Consider the following 25201-nt stretch of genomic DNA (forward strand, 5'->3'; position numbering starts at 1 on the left):
CACGTCTGGGTTAGCGCTTGATGCGGAACTCTTCCAAGAAACTGGCGCATCCCGTCAATGCGGCATAGTCGTCGGTGACAAGGCGGATTGGAAACTGATCCAGAAACGGGCCAAAGCGCCCTTTGTCTTTCCATGCCGCCTCAAATCCGGTCTGATCCAGCCAAGGCGTAATTGCGCGCGACATCCCGCCCACCAAATAGATCCCGCCGAAGGGCAGGGTGGTCAGGGCTAGATCGCCCAGTATGGCACCCAGGAACGTTCCGAACAGGTCGATAGAATCCTTCGCCATCTGGCTGCCCGCTTCGGCAGCAGCAAAAATCTGGGCTGATTTCGTACCGATGGGCTGGCCGGCCTGATGGCAGAACCAGTCATGACAGTGGCCCAGCCCACGCCCTGAAAGGGCGTCCTCAATAGCTGCATGGTCGAAACGGCTGCGCATATAATCGGCAAAGGCAAGTTGATCAGCGGTGGTAACGGGCAGGGTGGCATGGCCGCTTTCAGCAGGCGGAACAAGCCGCCCGGCTGGCGTGTGATAGGCCACGGCCGAGTTGAACCCGGTGCCGATGCCAACCACAAGATGTGCAGCTTCCGGGCTGGCACTCTGACCTGGCCGGATCTCTTCCACATTCGCGGGGTCCAGAGAGCAGACCGCGTGAGCTTGCGCTTGTAAGTCATTCAAGACGTGCGCATCCGGAGCGCCGGTCGCCTGGACCAACGAAGCGCAATCAATCGTCCAATCCAGATTGGTCAGGCAGCCTTCTCCATCTCGAACTGGCCCAGCGATGGCGACTGCCACCTGCTCGAACGCAAGTGCGTCATGGCTATTCCGGTAAGCCGAAAGGATCTGGGTCAGGCTTTCGTGATCCGCATTGGCAAATTTGCGAATGCTATCTGGCAGTACTTGTCCGTCTAACGCGATTGCTACACGGGTGTTGGTGCCGCCGACATCAGCGACGATAGAGTGGTGGGGCATCAGCTGTTCAAGGCCTCTCTGATAGCGCTAAACGATGCCTTCGGATAACGGTTTAGCGTCGCCCAGTCCACATGTATCAGGCCAAAACGTGGTGCATATCCCAACGCCCATTCATAATTGTCCAGAAGCGACCACATGAAATAACCCTTCACCGGTACGTCTTGGGCCAGCGCCTCTTGAACCTGCGCCAGATGGGTTTGCAAATAAGCGATGCGGTCTGGGTCGGCTAAGCGGTCGCCTGACAGCTCGGACTGCCCCGCCATCCCGTTTTCTGTCACGTAGATTGGCAAGTCGCCGGTATACTCACGCTGCAACATTATCAGGAAATGGGACAGACCTTCTGGGTAGACCTCCCAATTCATAGCCGTTTTAGGAAGGGGGCCTTCGACCTCGACCGTGGCAGGCCATGGTGCACCCGCAGGCGCTGCATCATAAAGCTTGCGAGTGTAGTAGTTTAACCCGACCCAATCGATTGGTTGAGTGATCGTGTCGAAATCATCCTGCCAGCCTTTGGGAAGATGCGCCCCAAGCCCCTGCAGAACCTCGTCCGGGTAGCAGCCTTTGGTAATGCCTGAAATGAAAAAACGGTTATAGATCGCGTCTTGAACCTGTGCCGCCTGCCGTGATGCTTCCGTGTCATGCGCAGCCCCTGCGAACTCCATGTTGCAAACCGCGCCAAGGTTTTCCATGCCAAGGTCGCGCATGACTTGCGTCGCGCGCCCGTGGGCCAACAATACATGATGCATGGCGCGGGCAGTCGCGCGGATGTCGCGCAGCCCCGGCGCGTGTGCGCCTTCAAAATGCGATAGCCACGACACGCACCACGGTTCGTTGATGGGGGCAGCCGACCAGACGCGGTCCCCGATCCGGGACATGATGATTTCGGTATAGTCCGCAAACCAGTTGGCAATGTCGCGATTGCGCCAGCCTCCCAGATCGGACAGGGCAGAAGGAAGCTCCCAATGATAGAGTGTTGCAGCAGGCTTGATCCCGCGCTCAAGCAACCCATCGACAAGGCGGTCATAGAAATCCAGTCCCTCGGTATTAGGCGTGCCACGGCCCTCGGGTAGGACACGCGCCCAACTGGTCGAGAAACGGTAGACGTCGAACCCAGCGTCTTTCAGTAGGTCCAAATCCTCGTCCATCCTATTCAGATGATCGCAGGCGATGGCACCGTTTTCCGCCCCCGTGACATTGCCGGGCGTCGCGGCGAAGTCATCCCAATGGGTGCGCCCGGCGCCTCCTTGGGCGTGGCCTTCTATCTGATAAGCCGAGGTCGCCGCCCCGAACAGAAAATCGGATGGGAAATCAGAACGATGTGGCAGCATCAGTCTTGTTCCTTCGGTTGAGAATTTGTTGTTAGTCGCGGCGAGCAGGCCCTGTGGACATGCCCAGCGTAAGTTCAGCTTCAAGTAACAGTTCGGTAGGGCTATCCTTGCCGTTGATAATGTCGATGAGCATCTGGGCAGCACGCCGTCCGGCCTCGCGTACGGAAGATCGGGTGGCAGTGTAGACGGGGATGTCGGACCCATTGCGGAAGTAGCTGAGGTCGTCATCATAGGTGATCAAAGAAACGTCGCGCCCCATGGTCAGGCCTAATTCCTCGATCCCGCGGCGCACCCCGATGGCCATGATCATCGAGCTTACAAGAATTGCGGTGGGGCGATCCGGGCGGGCCAGAAGCGTTCTGGTCAAGTCGTGGCCCTGCGCCTCGGTCATCTCACTTGAAAACATAAGGGACGGATAGGAATCGATGCCGCGCGCAGCCAAAGCCGCTTCATATCCGGCACGCCGACGTGCAGCAAAATCCATGTGCTCTAACCCGTTCAGTAGGGCGATCCGCCGATGCCCCAGATCCAGCAAAAGCTCGGTCGCTCGTTGGAAAGCACGGGTGTTGTTCACGTCGACCCATGCATAAGGCGCCGTCGCGTTCGAGCTGCGCCCATGCACCACATAGGGCAGCCCCAGATCGTTCAGAAAGGGGATGCGTTCGTCATTCAGGCTGGGGGCGTGGATGATCAGCCCGTCTACATTCCGCTTGGTGGCAAAGCTGCGATAGGCTTGTTCTTCGTCATCATCCGACACGACGGACATCAGCATGTCATAGCCATTACGCGAATAGATTTCGCCAGCACCAGCCGTGAAATCTGCGAAAATTGGGTTCACCATCTCATGCTTGGCGCTGATCGGAATGACGTGCCCAATGGCCATGGCGCGGCCTGTGGCCAATGCGCGGGCACGGGTATTGGGGGCGTATCCGTGGGCGCGCGCGGCGGCGGCGACTTTCTTGCGTGTGGCCTCGGACACTTCTGGATACCCGTTCAAAGCACGGCTGACCGTGGTCGGCGAAAGCCCGAGCAGATCAGAGAGTTCCTTGAGGGTCATAGCGATGAATTCCAAAGCGGTTTGGTAAGGGGGTCTGGTCATAAACCTAGACTGATGAGCTTTAGGCTATTCTTGCTGCCACTGTGATGTAAAGGCCTAAAAGCGATTAAGTGGTGGCGCTAACATGTCGGTTGACAGGAATCGGAATACGGGTAACTGTGAGGTATTCAAAGCGCTTTGGGAGAGTTTGAGTTCCGCAGGGCGCAGCCGGTTGTTCCGGTCCAATTATCATCGGGCTCGATGAAATGTCGTGGGAGGACATTATGAAGAACGTGTTTTACGCAAGTGCTGCCGCACTGGCTTTGTCTGCTGGTGCCGGGTTGGCTGACGGGCACCTAAAGTTTGCACCGGGCGACGGGGCGTTTACTTGGGCAAGCTTCGACGCGCTGAAGTCGATGGACCTATCGGGTGAAACGATCACTGTCCTTGGGCCTTGGCTTGGTCCGGATAAAGATCTGGTTGAAACTGTGATCCACTACTTCGAAGCGGCCACTGGTGCGGATGTTCAATACTCTGGCTCGGACAGTTTCGAGCAGCAAATCGTGATTGATGCCGAGGCAGGCAGTGCACCCAATATTGCGGTCTTCCCGCAGCCGGGACTTGCCGCGGATCTGGCGTCGAAAGGTTTTCTATCTGCCTTGCCAGATGGAACGGCGGATTGGGTTCGTGAAAACTATGCTGCTGGCCAAAGCTGGGTTGATCTGGGAACTTATGCCGGGAAAGACGGAAGCCCGGCGCACTATGGCTTCTTTTACAAAGTCGATCTGAAGTCGTTGGTTTGGTACGTGCCCGAAAACTTCGAGGATGCGGGATATGACGTGCCGCAGACAATGGAAGAGTTGAAGGCGCTGACAGATCAGATCGTGGCAGATGGCAGTGTGCCGTGGTGCATCGGTCTGGGATCTGGCGGCGCGACCGGTTGGCCGGCGACCGACTGGGTCGAGGACATGATGCTGCGCACGCAGACGCCCGCCGACTATGACGCGTGGGTTGCAAACGACCTGAAATTCGACGATCCGAAAGTGGTTGCTGCAATTGAAGAGTTCGGCGCGTTTGCCCGCAATGACGCCTATGTCTCGGGCGGGGCGGGGGCCGTGGCCACCACCGACTTCCGCGACAGCCCGCAGGGCATGTTTGCCTCGCCGCCGCAGTGCTACATGCACCGTCAGGCCAGCTTCATTCCCAGCTTCTTCCCGGAAGGCACAGAAGTGGGCGTGGACGCTGATTTCTTCTATTTCCCGGCTTATGAGGGCAAGGATCTGGGCAAACCCGTACTGGGTGCCGGCACCGTGTGGGCGATCACGTCCGACAGCAAAGGCGCGCAGGCCTTTATGGACTTCCTGAAATCCCCAATCGCGCATGAAATCTGGATGGCGCAGACCGGCTTCCTGACACCGCATAAAGGTGTGAACACAGGCGTCTACACGGACCCGACTGTGGCCAAGATGAACGACATCTTGCTGAACGCAGACACGTTCCGCTTTGACGGATCGGACCTGATGCCAGGCGCTGTTGGTGCGGGTGTCTTCTGGACTGGCATGGTTGACTATGCAGGTGGCAAAGATGCTGCCGAGGTTGCTGCATCGATCCAATCCACTTGGGACTCGATCAAGTAAATCGGATCTGAAAAAACGATCCCTCGGCGGCACGATCGCCGGGGGGCTGTCCAAGTCGAGTGGCCATTCGGTTGGAAGGGGGAGGCATGCAACAGGCAATCTTCGCGATATCCACAATCATCATCGGTGTCTTTGGGTGCGTCGCCTATTTCTATTTTTCGAACGTCATTCTGGATCGGCTTCTGCCCGCCAAGGGGCGAAATGCCGGGCGCAACATCAATCGGGCGAATGCCATTCGGCCTTGGTTGTTCGTCTTCCCTGCACTGGCGATCCTGTCGATTTATCTGCTGTATCCGGTGTTTTCGACTGCTTACCTGTCGCTGCACGATAGTAGTGGAGACTTTGTCGGCGTGGACAACTACACATGGCTTGCCGGAGATGAAAAGTTCCGCGAAAGCCTTGTGAATAACCTGCTTTGGCTCCTCGTCGTGCCTGCTGCCTCGACCTTTTTCGGGCTGGTTGCGGCCGGGCTGACGGATCGGATCAAGTGGGAGCAGGCGGCGCAAAGTCTTGTGTTCATGCCCATGGCCATTAGCTTTGTCGGCGCGGCGGTAATCTGGAAGTTCATCTATGACTACCGTGGCGACAATCAGGGCGAGCAGATCGGCCTGCTGAACGCATTGGTCGAGATGTTCGGCGGCGATCCGCAGGCGTGGATCACTCTGCCGTTCTGGAACAACTTCTTCCTGATGGCAATTCTGGTCTGGATCCAGACGGGCTTTGCGATGGTGATCCTATCGGCAGCCCTGAAAGGTATCAGCGAAGAAACGATCGAGGCCGCCTATCTGGATGGCGCTAGCCCGCTGCAAGTCTTCTTCAAGATCAAGATCCCTCAGATCTGGGGCACCATTGCCGTGGTGTGGACGACGATCACCGTCACAGTTCTGAAGGTCTTCGACATCGTGTTCGCCATGACCAACGGCCAATGGGGTACGCAGGTGTTGGCCAATCTCATGTATGACTGGATGTTCCGAGGGTCCCCAGATTTTGGACGCGGTTCGGCCATCGTGGTGGTGATCATGCTGTTGGTCACGCCGGTTATGGTCTGGAACATCTACAACGCCCATAAGGAGACACGCTGATGGATATGGCAGGGGGCAAATCCCGCCTGACATGGGCGGTCAATCTGTCGGCAGCTGTGTTGGTGCTGCTGTGGATCATCCCGACCGTTGGGCTTTTGATCAGCTCGTTTCGCGACAGGGACGCGATTTCGACCTCGGGTTGGTGGACGGCATTGTCCGCATCCGAGAAGAACGTGATCGAACGGGCCTTGGCCCCCGGAGAGGCGAAGCCCGAAGGCGACATCTGGGTCATCGAAGGGCAGGTTCTGGAAGGGCAGGGCGTCACCGTTACGGCCTTTGGTATCACCTCGAAAGAGCCCGAGGCTTTTGCGCCTGGCGATACCGCAACCCACGCGCGTGGGCAGAAGGTCACGGTGCAGGCTGACGGACGCTATCGCATTGAATATGCAGAGGAACCCAGTGGCAGCCGCGGCCAACGCCTGTTTGTGCGTGCCGAAACACCACCGGGCTTTACGCTGGATAATTACCGAGAAGTGTTATTCGCCGAGGGCATGGGGCAGTCGCTTATGAACACGCTGACCGTAACCATCCCGGCGACCATCATCCCGGTGTTGGTCGCGGCCTTTGCCGCCTATGCGCTCGCATGGATGGAGATGCCGGGCCGTGCGCTTCTTGTCGCCGCGGTGGTTGGCCTGCTGGTGGTCCCTCTTCAAGTGGCCTTCATTCCGCTATTGAAGCTTCACAACGGGGTTGGACTGGGCAAAGGCTATCTGGGCATTTGGCTGGCGCATACAGGGTTCGGATTACCTTTGGCGGTCTTCCTTCTACGAAACTACATGGTCGGTTTGCCGGGCGAGATCATCGAAAGCGCCCGCGTGGACGGGGCTACAGATTTCCAAATCTTCCGACGGATCATACTGCCACTGTCTTTCCCAGCACTGGCGTCCTTCGCGATCTTCCAATTTCTGTGGGTCTGGAACGACCTTCTGGTCGCCAAAGTCTTCCTTGGCACCGGCGAGGATGAGCTGGTCATGACCGGCCGTATCGTCGAGCTTCTGGGCTCGCGCGGCGGAGATTGGGAGATCCTAGCCGCCTCGGCTTTCGTCTCGATCGCAGTGCCGATCTTCGTTTTCTTCTCACTACAACGCTATCTCGTGCGCGGCCTTTTGGCCGGATCAGTCAAAGGGGGCTGAGATATGAACGCAACCGTTTCTCAACAAGATATGAGACACCTAACCAAAGACGCCGATTGGTGGCGTGGCGCGGTGATCTATCAGGTCTATCCGCGTAGCTATCAGGACGATAATGGAGACGGGATCGGTGATCTGGCCGGGATCACCCGTCGTCTGCCGCATATCGCGTCGTTGGGCGTGGATGCCGTCTGGATATCCCCCTTCTTCAAGTCTCCGATGAAGGATTTCGGTTATGATGTGTCCGATTATTGTGATGTGGACCCGATGTTCGGGTCGTTGTCCGAGTTTGATCAGCTGATCAGCACCGCGCATGGGCTGGGTCTAAAAGTGATGATTGATCTGGTACTCAGCCACACGTCGGACCAGCACACTTGGTTTCAGGACAGCCGTCAGGATCGGACCAATGATCGGGCGAACTGGTATGTCTGGGCCGAACCGAAACCGGATGGGACAGCGCCGACGAACTGGCTGTCGATCTTCGGTGGCTCAGCGTGGCAGTGGAACGGGAAACGGCAGCAATATTATCTGCACAACTTCCTGACCTCGCAGCCCGACCTGAACTTCCACGAACCTGAGGTGCAAGAGGCGCTTCTGGACGTAGCACGGTTCTGGTTGGAGCGTGGGGTGGATGGGTTCCGTCTGGACACGATCAATTTCTACACCCATGACGCCCAGCTGCGCGACAACCCACCGCTTGCGCCCGAGGATCGTAACAGCACCATCGCGCCAGCGGTGAACCCCTATAACCACCAAGAACATCTCTACGACAAGAACCGTCCCGAGACGCTGGATTTCCTGCGCAAACTACGTGCCGTGATGGAGCCCTATGGCGCCGCAGCTGTAGGCGAGGTGGGCGATGCTCAACGCGGGCTCGAGATCATGGGAGAATACACGCGCGGCGATGATCTGGTGCAGATGTGTTATGCGTTCGAGCTTTTGTCAGGGGATCAGCCGGACGCGGCCCGCGTGGCCGAGGTTATGAATAAAGTGGCCGAAGTTGCCCCGGACGGGTGGGCCTGCTGGGCCTATTCAAACCACGATGTCGAACGCCACGGAACACGTTGGGATTTGTCCGATCAGGCGCAACGCTTGTTCATCACCCTTCTGATGTCCTTGCGCGGTTCGGCCTGTATCTATCAGGGCGAAGAGCTGGGACTGGCCGAGGCCGAGGTCGCGTTCGAAGACCTTCAGGACCCTTATGGCATTGAGTTCTGGCCGGAATTCAAAGGTCGAGACGGTTGCCGCACCCCGATGGTGTGGTCGGCAGATGCCGCGCAAGGTGGCTTCTCAACCAACGTCGACACCTGGTTGCCAGTTTCTGCTGATCATTTGCCATTGGCCGTCGATCAGGCTGAAAACCGCGAAGACGCGTTGATCCATCACTATCGCGATGTGATCGCGCTGCGACGGGCTTATCCAGCGCTCGCCAAAGGCGAGATGTTGGATCTCATGGCAGACGGGCCGCTTTTGCAGTTCGAACGCCAGCTCGGGGACGAACGGGTCCTGTGTCAGTTCAACATTGGGGGAACTCCGATAACGGCAGACCGTCCAGCAGGGAAGTGGCACGTTTTGATTGGTGAGGACTCAGTCAAGATCCCAGCCTGGGGCGCGCTGATCATGAAAAAGAAAGAGGTGTAGCCATGGCCGATCTGAAGCTGACAGATGTTGTCAAAAACTATGGCGACGTCAATGTCCTGAACGACATTGATCTGGACATCGAGACCGGCGAACTGATCGTCTTCGTTGGCCCTTCGGGCTGCGGCAAGTCAACGCTTCTGCGCATGATTGCGGGGCTTGAGAAGATCACCGATGGCACTTTGGAGATTGACGGGCAAGTGGTGAACGACGTGCCACCCAGCCAGCGCGGGATTGCGATGGTGTTCCAATCCTATGCGCTTTACCCGCATATGACTGTACGCGACAACATGGCCTTTGCGCTAAATATCGCGAAGAAACCGAAGGCCGAAATCGATGCCGCCGTGGATCGTGCGGCCAAAGCGTTGCAACTGGAGCCTTATCTGGACCGCCTGCCGAAAGCTCTGTCCGGCGGGCAGCGGCAGCGGGTTGCCATCGGTCGCGCCATTGTACGCGATCCCAAGGTCTATCTGTTTGATGAGCCGCTTTCGAACCTTGATGCGGCCCTTCGGGTCGCCACAAGGATCGAGATCGCGCAACTGAAAGAAGCAATGCCCGACAGCACCATGATCTATGTGACCCATGATCAGGTCGAAGCAATGACGCTGGCCGACCGCATCGTTGTTCTTGCCAACAAGGGGATCGCCCAGGTGGGCAGCCCGCTTGAGCTTTATGAACGTCCGCGAACCGAGTTCGTGGCGCAGTTCATCGGCTCGCCAGCGATGAACCTGCTGCCCGGCAAAATCACCGCCACCGGAGCGCAGACACAAGTGACACTGGATGCCGGTGGCATCGCCATGACCGAGATTTCGTCGACCGACGCGGACATGGGTCGCACGGTCAATCTGGGCGTACGCCCCGAGGATTTCGTGCTGGCAGAAGCGGATGCGATCTTCGAAGGCGAGGTCGAGATCGTGGAAGCCTTGGGCGAAGTTTCGCTTTTGTATATTCCTGCCAAAATGTCGGTGGGCGAGGGCGCGGACAGCGCCAATCAGATCCACCTGATTGCCAAACTGCCCGGCATCCATGCCGAGTTGAAAGGACAGCGTGTCCGCCTGACTGCGGATCCGTCGAAACTTCAGATTTTTGCTGATGGGCTGACCATGCAGACGTGAGGGTTGGCCATCCTCTCCCAAACCACTCACATGGCTATGGGGCGCAGGGGCAACTGCTCTGCGCCCCTTTCTTATGCGGCGAAGGGCACCCATCCGCGCTTGCTCATCGGCGTCCTGATTGATATTGCGAGGGACGAGATTTCGGACAGGGAACGAACCCATGCGGGCAGAGGCTCAGAACAACGTTGATGCAATCGAAAAATCTCTGGCGCTTTTGCGGCAGCGGATCGGTTGGGATACGGCTGAACATCGTCTTGAGGAATTCAATGCGATGACTGAAGACCCGGACCTGTGGAACGATCCCGACCGGGCCCAAAAACTGATGCGCGAGCGTCAGTCGCTGCTGGACAGTGTGAACAGCTATAAAGCCATGGCGCAGGATCTTCAGGACAATACTGACCTGATCGAACTTGGCGAGATGGAAGACGATGAAGAGGTGGTCGCGGACGCCGAAGCAGCGCTGAAGGCGCTGGTCGACAAGGCCGCCGCCGCCGAGCTGGAAGCGCTTCTGAATGGCGAGGCGGACAGCAACGATACTTTCCTCGAAATTAACTCTGGCGCGGGCGGCACAGAAAGCTGCGACTGGGCGTCGATGCTGGCGCGGATGTATGTCCGTTGGGCCGAAAAGCAGGGCTATAAGGTCGAGCTTCAATCCGAAAGCGCGGGCGAAGAGGCGGGCATCAAATCCGCGTCCTATAAGATTTCGGGCCACAACGCCTATGGCTGGCTGAAATCGGAAAGCGGTGTGCACCGGTTGGTGCGGATTTCGCCCTACGATTCAGCGGCCAAGCGGCACACGTCCTTTAGCTCGGTCTGGGTCTATCCAGTGGTCGACGATAATATCGAGATCGAGGTGAACCCCTCGGACATTCGCATCGATACTTACCGATCATCCGGGGCAGGCGGGCAGCACGTGAACACCACGGACTCGGCTGTGCGGATCACGCACATTCCCACCGGGATCGTCACGACCAGCTCGGTCAAGTCGCAGCACCAAAACCGTGACATCGCCATGAAGGCGCTGAAATCGCGTCTGTATCAGATGGAGCTGGATCGCCGGAACGCGGCGATTAACGAAGCCCATGAAAACAAGGGTGATGCGGGCTGGGGTAACCAGATCCGGTCTTATGTGCTGCAGCCCTATCAAATGGTAAAAGATCTGCGCACGGGGCACGAGACTTCGGACACCAAAGGGGTGTTGGACGGCGATCTGAACGCGTTCATGGCTTCGGTTCTGGCGCAAGATGTGGCCGGGAAATCGCGGGCCGAAGCCAACACGGACGAGTAAGCCAGTCCTCACAATACAAAAGCCCCGGTCAGTGCCTTTGACCGGGGCTTTGTTTTTCTAGGGGCTTAACCGTCGATCTTGGCTGCCATTATCGCGATGGCTTGTTGGTACACAGTCGCTGCGTTCCATTCCTTGATCACGCGGAAATTCGGCTCGCCCTGCTGATAGCCTTTACCCGGCTTCCAGCCCTTTTTGCGCAGGAAATTGGCGGTCGTCGCCATCGCATCTGCCAGATTGTACAGATCCACGCGCCCATCGCCCGAGGCATCGACGCCGTATTTATAGGCGTTGCCCGGCAGGAACTGGGTGTGGCCCAGCTCGCCATGTTTTGCACCGCGCGTGTTGCCTGTGATCGTGCCTTGATCCACCAGTTTCAGTGCGCCAATGGCGTGGGGTTTGAAGAAATCTGAGCGGCGGCAATCAAAAGCCAAAGTGGTAATCGCTGATACGACGGGCGTGTTGCCCATGAAGCCGCCGAACCCAGTTTCCATTCCGTGAATAGCCAGCAGAACTCCCGCCGGGACGCCATAGGCTTTCTCGAGCGACTGATAGAACTTGGGGTTCTTAGCCAGCCGATTGCGTCCTTGTGCTTCAATCGTGGCCGAGCCGCGGATTTGCATGAATTTTGACAGGGAATAGCGGAAGGACTTTTGATTGCGATCAGCACTGATCGTGGCAGAGGAATACTTGGCCGCAGCCAATGCCTGAAGTCCGCGTTTGCCGACGCCTGCCTTCTGCGCCTCTTTCGCGAAACTGGCTTTCCAAGCCTCGAATCCGTTCGAGGTGTTCCCGCATTTGGCGGCCATTGCAGCGCCCGATGTCAGGCAAATGGTGCATCCAATGACGATGATCTTTTTTAGAAATGGCATATCGAAATCCCTGTCACACAATGAAGTGGCGCAAGGGCCGTTGGTCGGACCGTCGCGCCATAGAAACCTATATCACGAAAGCCCGTTCGCGGTATCCGGGTCAAGCATTTGTTCATTCGCCTTGCCGGGTCGGGGTGATTTTCCGGTGTCGTCAGGGTGTTGGGCAGCACGATTAACGCGTTCATCAACTTGACGGATGCACAATGACCCGCGACACTCGATCTACGCGCGAAAAGAAAAATAAGACACGTGCAGGGAGGAGACATGTCTGACGCAACCCCTTTGGAGGCCTCGTCGCCGCCAAGTATACAATCCATTTCCATATCGGATGTGCTGTCAGCTTTAAAATCAGGAATACAGGACTTTAAAACCGCACCGGCCTTTGGGCTGTTCTTTGCACTGTTTTTCGTGCTGGGCGGAATCGTTCTGTTTCTTGAGTTCAAGGTGATCGATCAGAGTTACTGGATTATTCCTGTCGCCTTTGGCTTCCCGTTCCTTGCGCCCTTTTTGGCCGTCGGCATGTACGAAGTTAGCCGTCGTCTAGAGACTGACGCGCCGCTCGATTGGGCGCAAATCCTTGGCGTGGTGTTCAACCAGAAAGATCGACAGTTTCCGTCCATCGCGATGGTCTTGATCATGGGATTTCTGTTCTGGATCTTCGTGGCGCATATCGTGTTCATGCTGTTCATGGGGCTTCAGCCGATGACCAACATCACATCGAACTGGCAGGATGCTCTGCTGAACACAAACGGGATTACAATGCTGGCTGTGGGCAGTGCGGTTGGCGGCGTCATGGCCTTTGTCGCCTTCGCCCTGACCGTGTGCAGCCTGCCGATGCTGCTGGATCGCGAGATGGATTTCATCTCGGCCATGATCTATTCGTTTCAGTCGGTGGTGCAGAACTTTGTCCCGATGCTGTTTTGGGGCGCGCTGATATCGGCCCTATTGGTACTGGCGATGCTGCCCCTGTTCTTTGGCCTTTTCATCGCGTTGCCCATTCTGGGTCACGCCACGTGGCACCTGTATCGTAAGATCATGGCCTTCGACGACTAAAAGCTGTGAATCCCGCAACGAAAAAGGCCGCCCATTGGGCGGCCTTTGCTTTGGGGCACTAAGAAAATGCTTGGGCTTAGCCCTTTTCAGCAGGGGCAGGTGCCGCCGCCGGAATTTTCTTCGATGCGCCGGACAGCGGGTCATCCTGACGCTGAACCGAACCTTCGAAATGCGCGCCGCTTTCGATCGCGATGGTCTTGTGGATGATGTCACCCTCAACACGTGCAGTGGCGGTCAGGCGCACTTTCAGACCACGCAGGCGGCCAATGATGCGGCCGTTGATCACGACGTCGTCACCAACCACTTCGCCGCGCACGGTGGCGCCTTCGCCAACGGTCAGCTGGTGGGCGCGGATGTCGCCTTCCACGGTGCCTTCTACGATGATGTCGCCGGTCGACTTGACGTCGCCTTTGATGACGATGTCAGACGATAGCGTCGATGCGGGTGGCTTGGCTTTCGGGGTCGAAGACGGCACGGGCGGTGTGGATGCCTTAGGGGGCATGGCCGGCTTGTCAGCGGCGGGTGCCGCGGCTTTGGTGTCCTGATCGCCAGCTTTGGGGCCGGGCTCGTTGATCCTGCTTTTAGAAAACATCGCGTGCTGCCTTGATATAGATCATGGGGTTGATCGGACGTCCGCCCACGCGCACTTCATAGTGAAGATGCGGCCCGGTCGAGCGTCCACTGTTTCCAATATCACCAATTCGCTCCCCGCGCGAGACCCTTTGTCCTTTACGCACGTTCATGCGCGACAAATGGGCGTAACGGGTTTCGATACCGAACTCGTGTTGGATTTTGATAAGCCGCCCATAGCCCGAAGACCAAGCGGCGTGAATGACGACCCCATCCGCCGGTGCATAGACCGGAGTTCCGATAGGGGCGGCGAAATCTGTGCCATTGTGCATGCGACCCCAGCGGGTGCCAAAGCCCGAGGTGAAGCGGAAACCCGACTTTACAGGCATGCCAAAGGGCATTTTTTGGGCTGCGATGCGATACAGGTTCATGCGATCAAGCTCGCCCAGAATGCGGTTCGCGCGTTCTGTGTCTGCATCCGGGGCTCCGCCGCTGGTGGACAGGATCAGCGGGGTCATAGGACCGCCCTGACCGGAATAGCCCCGGCGGATCTGACCCAGAATATTGTCGACCGACATGCCGGACTTCGCGAACATCTTGTCCAGTGGCTCCAGCGAAATCGTCACCGCGTCTTCCAGCTGACGGAAGATCTGGTCATTCCGCTCTTCCCGCAGACGGGCCTCGTACATCATGTCTTGGGCGAATTGTTCGGACTGGGCTGCGTTGGCAGCAATCGTGTCGCGTTCGGCGGCGGTACGGGCCAGTTCGTCCGTCATAAAGGCCAGCGTTGCATTGCTGGCTGCAGACGGCGCGCCCGGGGTGGCGCTGTCAGCGTTTTCACGTGCTTCGGCCAGAACCTCTTCCAAGCTGCCCTTGGCCTGATCGCGTTCGCCGATGGTGCGGCGCAGGGTGGACTGGATCACGCCGATTCCGGTTTCAAGCTCGCGCCGACGCTCTTCTGACGCCAGAAGTTCGCTTTGCATCTCCGAGATCTGCGACAGTGCCAAGTTGAACCGTTCCTGTGCGGCGATGGCTTCGGCGCTGCGAATGTCTCGTTCCTCGGACAGGGTTTGAACACGCTGTTCGTAAAGCTGTTTGTCGCGCTGCGCCTGATCACGCAAGTTGCCCGACCCGATCGAATCCATCAGCAAAACTGCGGTCGCGATGATTGACCAGGCAAAGAAAGCTGCTGATCCGGTCCAGCCAAGCGCTTGCGTCAACGGAGACAGGCGAATGAATCGCGTTCCGTCCTCGGATCTCAGGAAAAGGCGCTGCTCGGGGAAGACCCGCTCGAGCAGATGATTGGTCTTGGTGATCAGATGGCTATGCAATGTGCAATTCCCAGTGTCGTCCCTATGTCCCCTGCCTGCGGCGGATGATTGCTCTTGAAGGCGTGCCGACAGACCCGTGGTGCTTAGCGTGGAGCCCTCGATCACGCAAGAAAATTTGGGGAATTCATCGGCTTGTCGCAGCGAAACGGGCAAATTTCTGCCGATTTGTTGCAAACGGGACGGATGTGATGTGCTCCGAAGTTTCCGCCCCACAACATCTGGTGTTGAGGGGCGTGAAGCGTACTATTTTTTGGGGAATCTTTGCGTCAACGCGGAGTTCCCCTTTGTTTGTCTGGCGTTTCCTCGGCCAGTGGCCAGTAAAAATCGGGTGGCAGGCCGGCTTCGGCACGTTTTTCCTCGTTGAAGGGCGGTTTTAGCGCGCCGTGGAAATAGGTGCGCACAAGCTGGTGGAAGGTGTCCTTCGGATCTAATTCATGACGCCCGCAGAGGAAATGAAACCACTTAGAGCCATAGGCCACGTGGCCAACTTCCTCGGCATAGATCACCTCGAGCGCGGCGACCGTGTCGGGCAGGTCTGCCTTGCGAAAAATGTCGATCATGCCGGGCGTGACATCCAACCCGCGCGCCTCGAGCACCATGGGCACAACAGCAAGCCGTCCTAGAAAATCCGTCGCCGTGTCTTCGGCAGCGCGCCACATTCCTGCATGGGCGGCCAAAGCACCATAGTGGCTGTCCAGTGCTTCAAGGCAGTCGCATACAAGATTGAAATGCTTGGCTTCTTCGTCAGCGGCCTTCACCCAGTCGTCATAGAAACCCAACGGCATTGGCGTGTCAGTGAACCGGGCAATGATATCCCAATGCAGGTCGACGGCGTTCAGTTCGATATGTGCGACCGCGTGTAGCAGCGCGATCTGCCCTGCTTGCGATCCGGGACGCCGGCGAGGGACATCGCGCGGATTTTTCAGCTCGGGCTTTTCGGGGCGCGCCGGAAAGTCAGGCGGTGTGGCTTGGCCAATGATTCCCGCGCGATCTTGCAGAGGTGAAGTGATCTGACCTGCCTCACGCGCCGCAAACCATGCAGAGGCGTATTTTCTTGCCAGAGCGGTTTTTTCGCGCCCATCTGCGGTGCGCAAAACATCGTCCGCCATCTGGGCCAAGGGTTTTGGCAGTCCAGTCATGCGCCCGCCGCCACTTCGCGAGCGGCGTCCAGAACGGTTTGTGCGTGGTCTTTCACTTTCACCTTGTTCCAAACATGGGCGATGCGACCATCCGCGCCGATCAGAAACGTGGCGCGGGTAATACCCATATAGGTGCGGCCATAGTTCTTTTTCTCGCCCCATGTACCATAGCGCTCACAGACGTCGTCCTCGGCATCGGACAAAAGCGGTATGCCAAGCGCATGTTTCGCACGGAAGTTCTCGTGCTTCTTAAGGCTGTCTTTCGATACGCCCAGAACCTGCACGCCAAGGGCTTCGAATTCGGGAAGAAGAGCCGTGAAATCAAGAGCTTCAGTGGTGCATCCGGGGGTATTGTCCTTGGGGTAGAAAAACAGTACGACGGGTTTGCCCACAAGGTTGGACAGTGTGATTGCATCCCCGCCATCTTGCGGAAGGGTGAAATCCGGCGCGATGTCGCCAATTGCAGGCATAGTTTGGGTCATGGTTCTGGAAATCCTTCCGTTGCGCCGTTAGAGCCGTTGCAAAACATGTGCCCGCGACGCTGAATGTGGCATCAAGACGATTTGCGCGGCGGCATTTTGCCAAAGAGACGGGAAAACCGGGCATCGGCCCGTATTCAGGTCTTTCACCGTCTCGGTATTTTGGGCAGAATGATAGAAAAGACAGGGGGCTGCAAGGCCGGTCCGACAGGCAGAATGACCAGTGACAAAACGCCAGAAGATGACCTGACTGGCGTGCCACCGAAAGGCGGTGCGCCGAAACTGGCGTCACAGGACAATGATGCGCCTGATGAAATGACCATTGAACAGGCCGAGGCCGCGGTGCTTGCCGCCAGCGCGCGCCGGTTGCCTCTGCGTGGGCTGGTCGAACAAGCGCTATTGCGCCTTCGCAAACCGCGCAGGATCGAAAATCTGGTTAAGCCCGATACCGATGACCTGTCCACTCGCACGCGGCGATTCCCAAAACTGCGTCGCTCCGAGACCGCAACATCCGAAGCCGCAAGTCTCGACGTGGTCCCTTCTCGTGACGTGCCCAAGGCTGACGCGGCATCGGCCGCTCCGGCCATCCCATCCCGCAAGTCGCGTCGAAAGTTGAAAAGACGCATGGGCGTCTGGACCGTTTTTCTGTTCGGCGCGGTGGCCTTGTTCTTGGTGTTGATCTCGATGTCTGTAACAGGACGTGTCGTAGCCGTACCGGACTGGGTGGCCCAGAAGGTCGAAGATCAGCTGAACGCACAATCTGATGCGGTTGGCCTGTCACTGTCCCGGATCGAACTCGGCGTTGCATCGAATGGACGCCCCCGTTTGCGATTGGTTGATCTGGGCATACGAGACGAGACTGGATTGGAAATTGGGCGTCTGAACGCGGTCGAAGGCTCGGTCTTTGTTTTGCCGGTTCTGTCTGGACGGTTGGAGCCTGCAGCGCTTGAGCTTTCCGGAGCGCAGATAACCGTGCGTAGACAGGCGGACGGGGCGTTTGCGCTTAGCTTTGGCCAGGGGGTTGGAGCCAGCGGCGATTTCGCGACGGTGCTTGACGGTATCGATCAGGTCTTTGCCGATGGGGCGCTGTCGCATACTGACGAAATCCGCGCGGATGGACTGACAATTACCCTTGAAGATGCGCGTACCGGTCGGATTTGGCAGGTGACAGATGGGGCGCTTGTCATCACGCAAGACGCCGAGCATGTCAGCATGGCGGTGACTTTTGACGTCTTCAACCAGACCGAAACGTTGGCCGAGACTGTGCTTGAGTTTCGCAGCGCCAAGACTTCGTCTGCCGCAGAGTTCACCGCGCGCTTCAAAAACGCGCTGTCGGCGGATATCGCCGCCCAGTCGCCGCTTCTGACCTTCCTTGGGATCGTGGACGCCCCGATCTCGGGCGAGCTTCTGACCACCATGGATGATGACGGGGTGATTTCGGATCTGGCCGGTTTTATGGAGTTTGGAGCTGGCGCGATTTCACCAGACGCCGGGGCCAAACCAGTGCGGTTCAACGGCGGCCGGGTCGAGATCGACTATGACCCGGAACGGGAACGTATGGATTTCTCGGAAATGTCGTTGTCGTCTGATTGGGTTCAGGCGAATGCCGCAGGGCATGCCTATCTTCGTGGGTGGACGGGGGGCTGGCCGACCGAACTGATCGGCCAAATCCAACTGTCAGAGGCCGAAGTCAATCCGTCCGAGCTGTTCGAGGAAACGGTCATGCTGGGACAGGGTGGAGCAGATTTCCGGCTGCGACTGGACCCCTTTGAAGTTGCCATTGGGCAGGCCTATGTCACGCATGAAGAACGCCAGATTGCTGGCGCGGGGCGGATATCGGCTGGCAGCGATGGTTGGTCTCTGGGTTTTGATAGTCGCGCCGAGAAAATAACACCGGAACAGGTTGTTGCCCTGTGGCCGGAAGCCCAAAGCGCGAAAGTGCGCGACTGGATTCGCAAAAACGTAACGGGTGGTCAGTTCCATGATGTTGCGGTTGCCTGGCGCAAACACGGGGACGCCCCTGCGCAGCTGAATCTGACCGCATCCTATCAGGATATGACGATACGTGCCGTGAAGGACATGCAGCCGATTGAAAACGCGGATGGGCGTCTTGTGATCGAGGGCCGCCGCCTGTCCGTAGTGGCGGATCGGGGCGTGGTGCGTCCGCAGGATCGCGACGGGCGCGTCGCGGGGGTGTTGGATGTGTCTGGAACACAGTTTACCATTCCGCAGATGGGTAAGCCACGTCCGGCAGGCGCCGATCCAACTGTGCCTGTTCCTCCGGTTCCGGCCGAGGTCGCACTGTCTGTGTCCGGTCCGATGACGGCGGCGCTTCACTTGCTGGATGCCAAACCGTTCCGCGTGTTCCGCGCCAGTGACGGTAAAATGGGGCCGGATTTGGCCACCGGGCGCGCGACCGTTCGCGGGCGAATTGATATATTGATGCAGCCCAAGCCCCCGCGCGATGCAGTGCAATATGACTTGGTCGCCGATCTTCGAAGTATCGAAAGCGGTAAAATTGTTCCCGGCCATGTGTTGAAACTGCCCAAAGCGACGATGCGCTTTGATGATGCCGCGCTTAGCCTTGAGGGGCAGGGAACCCTGTCGGGCCTTCCTGTCTCGGGCATCTGGAAACTGCCATTTTCAGCTGGAAAAGCCGCGGAACAATCCACAGTCGCAGGGAGTTTCCCGCTGAACGCCAAGATGCTTGATGTGTTCAAGGTTGGTCTGCCTGCTGGGACGGTCCAAGGCGAAGGGCGCGGTCAGTATAAGATCGTGCTGGCTAAAGATACCGCTCCGCGCTTGACGCTTGAGGGGGATCTTAACGGTGTAGGTCTGTCGATCCCGCCCCTGGGGTGGTCAAAATCCAAGGGCTCGAGCGGGCAGATCACACTGACCGCAGACCTTGGCGACGTGCCAAGGATCGACCAACTGGCGCTGACGGCTCCGGGCTTATCGGCGGCGGGGCAGATCAGCGTAAACCCGGAAGGGGGCTTGAATGCCGCCGTGTTCGATCGGGTGAAGCTGGGTGGGTGGCTGGACGCTCAGGTCACGCTGACCGGACGTGGGGCTGGTGTCCCGGTAGCTGTGACCGTCAACGGCGGCACCATTGACTTGCGCGGTGCAACCTTCGGTTCAGGGAAGGGCAGCGGCGGATCACAAGGTGAAAGTCCGATCGATCTGAAGCTCGATCGGTTGACGGTTTCGGAAGGGATCGTTCTGAGCCCGTTCGAAGCTAATTTGACAAGCAAGGGTGCGGGTCTGTCAGGCCGGTTCGAAGGCCGCGTCTCGGGCAAGCCTGTGATCAGTGGGGTCGCCGCCCCTCAGCGCAACGGGACCGCGTTCCGCATCAAAGCCGGCGACGCGGGCGCTGTCATGCGTGAAGCGGGTCTGTTCAAATCCGCCAGAGGCGGCGAGATGGAATTGGTTTTGACGCCGGCTGGCGGCAAAGGCGTTTACGAGGGCAGCCTGACCATCACCAACAACATCGACGTCCACAACGCGCCGGCAATGGCGGAACTCCTATCCGCTATCTCGGTCATCGGGCTGTTGCAGCAACTGGGCGGGCAGGGGATTCCGTTTACCGATGTCGATGCTCGGTTCCGGTTGGATCCTGAAAAGGTCACGATTTATGAAAGTGCTGCATCGGGTCATTCAATGGGGATTTCGATGGACGGATACTATTACCTTGGATCGGAGCGGCTGCAGATGCAGGGCGTGATCTCGCCTTTCTATGCTGTGAATTCGGCGGGCCGTATCTTCGCGCGCAAGGGTGAAGGGCTAGTCGGGTTTAACTATCAGCTGGGCGGGACGGCGACGTCGCCTCAAGTTTCGGTCAATCCGCTTTCAGTCTTCACGCCGGGTTTCTTTCGCGACATTTTCCGGCGTGAGCCTCCGCCACGGCCGCAATGATTGACCTTTTGACGGATCGGACCTATGTGCGCGGCCATGAAGCTAAGTGATTTTGACTTTGATCTGCCCGAAGATCTGATTGCGACCCGCCCGGTGCGACCGCGCTCGGCCAGCCGCTTGTTGGTTGCAACCCCAGACCGCCTGACGGACGCCCATGTTGGTGACCTGACCGAGTGGTTGCGCCCCGGGGATCGGCTGATCCTGAACGACACCAAGGTGATCCCCGGTCGTCTGTTTGGCACGCGCACCCGTCCGGGGCAGGCCCCCGGTGAAGGTATTGCAAATATCGAGGTCACCCTTTTGTCCCCCGATGGCCAAGGGCAATGGCACGCCATGGCCAAACCTCTGCGCAAACTGAAAGAGGGCGACGTGATTGCGTTCTCGGATGCGCTGACTGCCGAGTTTCTCGGGCGAGACGACGATCAAGCAGCGCTGCGTTTCAATCTGGAAGGCGACGCGTTCGATGCCGCGATAGCCGAGGCGGGCAAAATGCCCTTACCGCCTTACATCGCTGCCAAGCGCGCAGCGGATGCGCAGGACAACGAAGACTATCAGACTGTCTTTGCGCGTATTTCCGGAGCCGTTGCCGCGCCGACGGCGTCGCTGCATTTCGACACGGACCTTCTGTCCCGGATTGAAGCCACGGGCGTCGACCTGACCCATGTCACGCTTCATGTGGGGGCGGGGACCTTCCTGCCAGTGAAGGTCGATGATGTCTCGAAGCACAAGATGCATGCCGAATGGGGCGAGGTCAGTCAAAGCGCAGCGGACGAGATCAACGCAACCCTCGCCGCAGGCGGGCGTGTGATTCCAGTTGGTACCACCGCGCTGCGCCTGATTGAAAGCGCGGCCGTGGCGAAGGGGCAGATCGCCCCTTGGACGGGCGAGACCGACATTTTCATCACGCCGGGCTTCGCGTTCCGGGTCGCAGACGGGTTGATGACCAACTTCCACCTTCCGAAATCTACGCTGATGATGCTGGTCTCGGCGCTGATGGGCACGGATCGGATGCGCGATGTCTATGCACATGCCATCGCCGAAAAATATCGCTTCTTTTCCTACGGCGACAGTTCGCTTCTGCTGCCGCAAGGTGCAGACAGGGGCGCGTAAAAGCCGGAACACGACGCTGCAAGGTCGCGAAAACGCGATCTTGAGTTGGGTCGCACGGATACACTGAACCTCTCGGACTGGCGGAGGGTTCCATGCTTCAGGTTCTGGCAAGCTCTTGGGCGCTATTGTTGGGCGTCATGCTTTTAATGGTTGGTAACGGCGTGCAGGGCACGTTGTTGGGCATTCGTGGTGGGCTTGAAGGTTTTTCGACCTTCGAGCTGTCCTTGGTCATGTCCGGTTATTTTGCGGGCTTCCTGTTCGGATCACGTATGGCTCCGGTGATGATCCGCAGGGTCGGACATGTGCGAGTCTTTGCGGCCCTTGGATCCTTCATCTCGGCCGTTTTGATTCTGTATCCGGCGATGACCGATCCGATTGCCTGGACCCTTCTGCGGGTCGTGGTCGGTTTCTGTTTCTCGGGCGTTTATGTCACGGCGGAAAGCTGGCTGAACAACGCGGCGGACAATGAAAACCGTGGCAAAGCCCTGTCGCTGTACATGTTCGTCCAGATGGTGGGCATTATTGCCGCTCAGGGGTTGCTGGTGATCGGCGACCCACAAGACTTCATCTTGTTCATTATTCCTTCGGTACTGGTGTCGATTGCGTTTGCCCCGATTCTTCTGTCGATCAACCCGACGCCCGCTTTTGAAACCACCAAAGGTCTGAGCCTGCGCGAGCTTTACGTGATTTCCCCGTTAGGCTGTGTTGGCTTTTTCCTTCTTGGCGGCGTCTTCGCTGCACAGTTTGGCATGGCCTCGGTCTTTGGTCAGCAAGCGGGTCTGAGCGTCGCGCAGATCTCGGGCTTTGTGTCGACCTTCTATATCGGCGGGCTGGTGCTTCAGTATCCGATCGGCTGGATTTCAGACCGAATGGATCGCCGCATCCTGATCCTGATCGTAACGGCCGTTGCGGCCGTGGCGGGGTTCCTACCGGTGGTGTTGTCGGCTAACTATTCGGTCCTTCTGGTAGCGGCTTTCGTAATGGGCGGCATGACGAACCCGCTTTATGCGTTGCTTCTGGCCTATGTGAATGACTTCCTTGAACCGGATGACATGCCGGCGGCATCCGCTGGCCTGATCTTTATCAACGGGATCGGCGCGATTGCCGGGCCGATTATTTCAGGCTGGGTTATGGGGGTATTTGGTCCAAGCGGCTTCTGGTCCTACATGGCGGTCTTGCTTCTGGCCCTTCTGGCCTATGGCCTGTGGCGGTCTACGCAGCGGTCTGCACCTGCACCTGCCGATACCGGTGCATTCATGACCATGGCACCCGCGACGTCTCCGGTCGCGGTCGACATGGCGCAAGAGTTCTGGGCGGACGAGGCGGAAGCCAACGAAGAAGAAGAGAGCTGATCGCAGGGCTTGCAGTGTTCTTCCCGCCCGCTAGGGTGGTCAGAGGGAGGACGCCATGACCACTGCACAGGATATCATCCGCTTCTGGGTCGACGATACCGGACCCGAAGGCTGGTATAACGGCTCCGAGGAGCTCGACGGCAAAATCCGTGACCGGTTTTTGCCCAGTTGGGAAACCGCGCTAGCTGGCGGATTGGATCATTGGCAGGACAGCGCTGAAGGCGCGTTGGGGTTTCTGATCCTGACCGACCAGTTTCCACGTAACATGTTTCGCGGCGATGCGCGGTCCTTTGCGACGGATGCGGCGGCCTTGGCCTGTGCAGAGCGTGCGATTGAAAATGGACTGGATTTGCAGGTTGACCTGCCCACACGACAATTCTTTTACATGCCCTTCATGCACAGCGAAGAGATGGCGATGCAGGACCGATGCATCGATCTAATGCAAGACCGAATGTCTGATCCGCGTGGGGAAGGGGACACGCTTCACGCCCGCGTACACCGCGAGATCATTCGCCGTTTTGGAAGGTTTCCCTATCGAAATCAGGCGCTTGGGCGCGAAAGCCGTCAAGAAGAGACTGATTTCATAAGCAATGGCGGCTATGGCCACATCCTTCACGAGCTGCAAGAGGGGCAGAGTTAGGGGATAGTTTTCCGGGTTTCGCTGGGCGAATAGCAGGGTTTCGCTGAGGTAATTGATCCGTTGAACAAAATAGTTTAATGCCAAACTATCTTGGATGAGGAGGAGCCACCGATGGCTGGGAAGAGTTTTGATACGATCGTGATCGGCGCAGGGCCGGGCGGTTATGTTGCAGCCATTCGGGCGGCTCAACTGGGCCAGAACGTGGCGATCATCGAACGTGAGCATTTGGGCGGGATCTGCCTGAACTGGGGCTGTATCCCGACCAAGGCACTTCTGCGCTCGGCCGAGGTGTTCCACCTGATGCACCGCGCCAAAGAATTTGGCCTGTCTGCCGGTAAGATCGACTATGACCTGCCCGCCATCGTGAAGCGCTCGCGTGGCGTTGCGGCACAGCTGTCAGGTGGCATTGGTCACCTGATGAAGAAGAACAAAGTCACCGTGGTGATGGGTGAGGCAACGATCCCCGCCAAGGGCAAGGTTTCGGTTAAAACCGAGAAAGGTACCGAGGAGCTGACCGCGAAGAACATCGTTCTTGCAACCGGCGCGCGTGCCCGTGAACTTCCGGGCCTTGAGGCTGACGGCGATCTGGTCTGGACCTACAAACACGCCCTGAACCCGCCGCGTATGCCGAAGAAACTTCTGGTCATCGGCTCGGGCGCGATTGGCATCGAATTTGCAAGTTTCTTCAATACGTTGGGCGCAGACACCACCGTGGTCGAAGTGATGGATCGCGTGCTGCCTGTTGAAGATGCCGAGATCTCGGCCTTCGCCAAGAAGTCTTTCGTGAAGCAAGGCATGAAGATCATGGAGAAAGCCATGGTCAAACAGCTGGACCGTGCGAAAGGCAAAGTCACTGCCCATATCGAAGTGGGCGGTAAGGTTGAAGAACAAGAGTTCGACACCGTCATCTCGGCTGTCGGCATTGTCGGCAACGTGGAAGGTTTGGGTCTGGAAGCGCTCGGCGTGAAGATTGACCGCACCCATGTTGTGACCGACGCCCATTGCCGCACCGGAGTCGATGGGCTCTATGCCATTGGTGACATCGCTGGCGCCCCGTGGCTTGCCCACAAAGCCAGCCATGAAGGTGTGATGGTGGCCGAGCTAATCGCTGGCCTGCACGCCCATCCCGTGAAGCCGGAAAGCATCCCCGGCTGTACCTATTGCCACCCGCAGGTGGCCAGCGTTGGTCTGTCGGAAGCCAAGGCGAAAGAGCAGGGTTATGACATTAAAGTCGGCCGCTTCCCGTTCATTGGCAACGGTAAAGCCATCGCAATGGGCGACCCCGAAGGCATGATCAAAACCATCTTCGACGCCAAGACTGGCGAGCTTTTGGGCGCCCACATGGTCGGTCCAGAAGTGACCGAGATGATCCAAGGCTATGTGGTCGGCAAGACGTTGGAAACCACCGAGGAAGAGCTGATGCACACGGTCTTCCCGCACCCGACGATCTCGGAAAGTATGCACGAGGCTGTGTTGGACGCATATGATCGCGTCATTCACATGTGACGTAGTGTTGTTG

The 25201-nt window shown here is 58.1% G+C and carries 20 protein-coding genes; 12 read left to right on the forward strand and 8 right to left on the reverse strand.

Annotation, left to right across the window (positions count from 1 at the left end; translation table 11 throughout):
* Positions 1–10: 10 nt before the first annotated feature.
* The 3 genes from ACP15F_RS05115 to ACP15F_RS05125 are packed head-to-tail and all read right to left on the reverse strand — an operon-like array spanning position 11 to position 3358.
* On the reverse strand, positions 11–973 hold the full coding sequence (locus tag ACP15F_RS05115; RefSeq protein ID WP_424939748.1) for a glucokinase: 963 nt from the start codon (positions 971–973) through the stop codon (positions 11–13).
* Complete coding sequence (locus ACP15F_RS05120) at positions 973–2301, reverse strand: GH1 family beta-glucosidase (RefSeq protein ID WP_424939749.1); 1329 nt, start codon at positions 2299–2301, stop codon at positions 973–975. Before ACP15F_RS05120 ends, ACP15F_RS05115 begins: the two co-directional genes overlap by 1 nt.
* 31 nt (positions 2302–2332) lie before the next feature.
* Positions 2333–3358: a substrate-binding domain-containing protein gene (locus ACP15F_RS05125; protein WP_424940945.1), complete on the reverse strand. Its 1026-nt coding sequence runs from the start codon at positions 3356–3358 to the stop codon at positions 2333–2335.
* 263 nt (positions 3359–3621) lie between these two features.
* On the opposite strand from ACP15F_RS05125, the gene ACP15F_RS05130 reads away from it, so the two are divergent.
* From ACP15F_RS05130 to prfB, 6 genes are all read left to right on the forward strand, one after another.
* On the forward strand, positions 3622–4974 hold the full coding sequence (locus ACP15F_RS05130) for an ABC transporter substrate-binding protein (RefSeq protein ID WP_424939750.1): 1353 nt from the start codon (positions 3622–3624) through the stop codon (positions 4972–4974).
* 86 nt (positions 4975–5060) lie between these two features.
* A complete protein-coding gene (locus tag ACP15F_RS05135; protein WP_424939751.1) occupies positions 5061–6056 on the forward strand; it encodes a carbohydrate ABC transporter permease in 996 nt (331 codons plus the stop codon).
* On the forward strand, positions 6053–7189 hold the full coding sequence (locus ACP15F_RS05140; RefSeq protein WP_424940946.1) for a carbohydrate ABC transporter permease: 1137 nt from the start codon (positions 6053–6055) through the stop codon (positions 7187–7189). Before ACP15F_RS05135 ends, ACP15F_RS05140 begins: the two co-directional genes overlap by 4 nt.
* A 3-nt stretch (positions 7190–7192) precedes the next feature.
* Positions 7193–8827: an alpha-amylase family glycosyl hydrolase gene (locus ACP15F_RS05145; protein ID WP_424939752.1), complete on the forward strand. Its 1635-nt coding sequence runs from the start codon at positions 7193–7195 to the stop codon at positions 8825–8827.
* A gap of 2 nt (positions 8828–8829) precedes the next feature.
* Entirely contained in the window at positions 8830–9939 is a 1110-nt protein-coding gene (locus ACP15F_RS05150; RefSeq protein ID WP_424939753.1) for an ABC transporter ATP-binding protein, read from the forward strand.
* A 160-nt stretch (positions 9940–10099) separates the two neighbouring features.
* A complete protein-coding gene (prfB, locus tag ACP15F_RS05155; protein WP_424939754.1) occupies positions 10100–11227 on the forward strand; it encodes a peptide chain release factor 2 in 1128 nt (375 codons plus the stop codon).
* A 65-nt stretch (positions 11228–11292) separates the two neighbouring features.
* Here the strand turns inward: prfB and ACP15F_RS05160 are convergent, their stop codons facing one another.
* Entirely contained in the window at positions 11293–12033 is a 741-nt protein-coding gene (locus ACP15F_RS05160) for a lytic murein transglycosylase (protein WP_424940947.1), read from the reverse strand.
* A gap of 327 nt (positions 12034–12360) precedes the next feature.
* Here ACP15F_RS05160 and ACP15F_RS05165 point away from each other — a divergent pair, with 327 nt between their 5' ends.
* Positions 12361–13149 (forward strand): DUF2189 domain-containing protein, encoded by a 789-nt coding sequence (locus ACP15F_RS05165; protein WP_424939755.1) that lies wholly within the window; start codon positions 12361–12363, stop codon positions 13147–13149.
* Between the two features lie 76 nt (positions 13150–13225).
* Here the strand turns inward: ACP15F_RS05165 and ACP15F_RS05170 are convergent, their stop codons facing one another.
* From ACP15F_RS05170 to bcp, 4 genes are all read right to left on the reverse strand, one after another.
* Positions 13226–13741 (reverse strand): bactofilin family protein, encoded by a 516-nt coding sequence (locus tag ACP15F_RS05170; RefSeq protein WP_424939756.1) that lies wholly within the window; start codon positions 13739–13741, stop codon positions 13226–13228.
* On the reverse strand, positions 13731–15050 hold the full coding sequence (locus tag ACP15F_RS05175) for a DUF5930 domain-containing protein (RefSeq protein WP_424939757.1): 1320 nt from the start codon (positions 15048–15050) through the stop codon (positions 13731–13733). Before ACP15F_RS05175 ends, ACP15F_RS05170 begins: the two co-directional genes overlap by 11 nt.
* Positions 15051–15316: 266 nt before the next feature.
* Positions 15317–16189, reverse strand: a complete 873-nt coding sequence (locus ACP15F_RS05180) for a ferritin-like domain-containing protein (RefSeq protein ID WP_424939758.1) — start codon at positions 16187–16189, stop codon at positions 15317–15319.
* Positions 16186–16671 carry a thioredoxin-dependent thiol peroxidase gene (gene bcp, locus ACP15F_RS05185; protein WP_424939759.1) on the reverse strand — a complete coding sequence of 162 codons (486 nt, stop codon included), beginning with the start codon at positions 16669–16671 and terminating at the stop codon, positions 16186–16188. Before bcp ends, ACP15F_RS05180 begins: the two co-directional genes overlap by 4 nt.
* A gap of 213 nt (positions 16672–16884) precedes the next feature.
* Between bcp and ACP15F_RS05190 the strand changes: the two genes are divergently transcribed.
* The 5 genes from ACP15F_RS05190 (at position 16885) to lpdA (ending at position 25188) form a co-directional block, all read left to right on the forward strand.
* The gene (locus ACP15F_RS05190) at positions 16885–20580 is read left to right on the forward strand and encodes an AsmA-like C-terminal region-containing protein (protein WP_424939760.1); all 3696 of its coding nucleotides are present in this window, start codon (positions 16885–16887) and stop codon (positions 20578–20580) included.
* A gap of 36 nt (positions 20581–20616) precedes the next feature.
* Positions 20617–21690: a tRNA preQ1(34) S-adenosylmethionine ribosyltransferase-isomerase QueA gene (gene queA / locus ACP15F_RS05195; RefSeq protein ID WP_424939761.1), complete on the forward strand. Its 1074-nt coding sequence runs from the start codon at positions 20617–20619 to the stop codon at positions 21688–21690.
* A gap of 92 nt (positions 21691–21782) precedes the next feature.
* The gene (locus ACP15F_RS05200; protein WP_424939762.1) at positions 21783–23042 is read left to right on the forward strand and encodes an MFS transporter; all 1260 of its coding nucleotides are present in this window, start codon (positions 21783–21785) and stop codon (positions 23040–23042) included.
* A gap of 55 nt (positions 23043–23097) precedes the next feature.
* Positions 23098–23682: a DUF924 family protein gene (locus tag ACP15F_RS05205; RefSeq protein ID WP_424939763.1), complete on the forward strand. Its 585-nt coding sequence runs from the start codon at positions 23098–23100 to the stop codon at positions 23680–23682.
* A 111-nt stretch (positions 23683–23793) separates the two neighbouring features.
* Positions 23794–25188 (forward strand): dihydrolipoyl dehydrogenase, encoded by a 1395-nt coding sequence (gene lpdA / locus ACP15F_RS05210; RefSeq protein ID WP_424939764.1) that lies wholly within the window; start codon positions 23794–23796, stop codon positions 25186–25188.
* Positions 25189–25201: the final 13 nt, after the last annotated feature.

Source organism: Aliiroseovarius sp. S253 (assembly GCF_049800855.1).
Taxonomy (GTDB): domain Bacteria; phylum Pseudomonadota; class Alphaproteobacteria; order Rhodobacterales; family Rhodobacteraceae; genus Aliiroseovarius.

Coding starts and splice junctions, on each gene's coding strand:
- ACP15F_RS05115 (WP_424939748.1), bottom strand. CDS start 973: ATGCCCCACCACTCTATCGTCGCTGATGTCGGCGGCACCAACACCCGT.
- ACP15F_RS05120 (WP_424939749.1), bottom strand. CDS start 2,301: ATGCTGCCACATCGTTCTGATTTCCCATCCGATTTTCTGTTCGGGGCG.
- ACP15F_RS05125 (WP_424940945.1), bottom strand. CDS start 3,358: ATGACCCTCAAGGAACTCTCTGATCTGCTCGGGCTTTCGCCGACCACG.
- ACP15F_RS05130 (WP_424939750.1), top strand. CDS start 3,622: ATGAAGAACGTGTTTTACGCAAGTGCTGCCGCACTGGCTTTGTCTGCT.
- ACP15F_RS05135 (WP_424939751.1), top strand. CDS start 5,061: ATGCAACAGGCAATCTTCGCGATATCCACAATCATCATCGGTGTCTTT.
- ACP15F_RS05145 (WP_424939752.1), top strand. CDS start 7,193: ATGAACGCAACCGTTTCTCAACAAGATATGAGACACCTAACCAAAGAC.
- ACP15F_RS05150 (WP_424939753.1), top strand. CDS start 8,830: ATGGCCGATCTGAAGCTGACAGATGTTGTCAAAAACTATGGCGACGTC.
- prfB (WP_424939754.1), top strand. CDS start 10,100: ATGCGGGCAGAGGCTCAGAACAACGTTGATGCAATCGAAAAATCTCTG.
- ACP15F_RS05160 (WP_424940947.1), bottom strand. CDS start 12,033: ATGGCCGCCAAATGCGGGAACACCTCGAACGGATTCGAGGCTTGGAAA.
- ACP15F_RS05165 (WP_424939755.1), top strand. CDS start 12,361: ATGTCTGACGCAACCCCTTTGGAGGCCTCGTCGCCGCCAAGTATACAA.
- ACP15F_RS05170 (WP_424939756.1), bottom strand. CDS start 13,741: ATGTTTTCTAAAAGCAGGATCAACGAGCCCGGCCCCAAAGCTGGCGAT.
- ACP15F_RS05180 (WP_424939758.1), bottom strand. CDS start 16,189: ATGACTGGACTGCCAAAACCCTTGGCCCAGATGGCGGACGATGTTTTG.
- bcp (WP_424939759.1), bottom strand. CDS start 16,671: ATGACCCAAACTATGCCTGCAATTGGCGACATCGCGCCGGATTTCACC.
- ACP15F_RS05190 (WP_424939760.1), top strand. CDS start 16,885: ATGACCAGTGACAAAACGCCAGAAGATGACCTGACTGGCGTGCCACCG.
- queA (WP_424939761.1), top strand. CDS start 20,617: ATGAAGCTAAGTGATTTTGACTTTGATCTGCCCGAAGATCTGATTGCG.
- ACP15F_RS05200 (WP_424939762.1), top strand. CDS start 21,783: ATGCTTCAGGTTCTGGCAAGCTCTTGGGCGCTATTGTTGGGCGTCATG.
- ACP15F_RS05205 (WP_424939763.1), top strand. CDS start 23,098: ATGACCACTGCACAGGATATCATCCGCTTCTGGGTCGACGATACCGGA.
- lpdA (WP_424939764.1), top strand. CDS start 23,794: ATGGCTGGGAAGAGTTTTGATACGATCGTGATCGGCGCAGGGCCGGGC.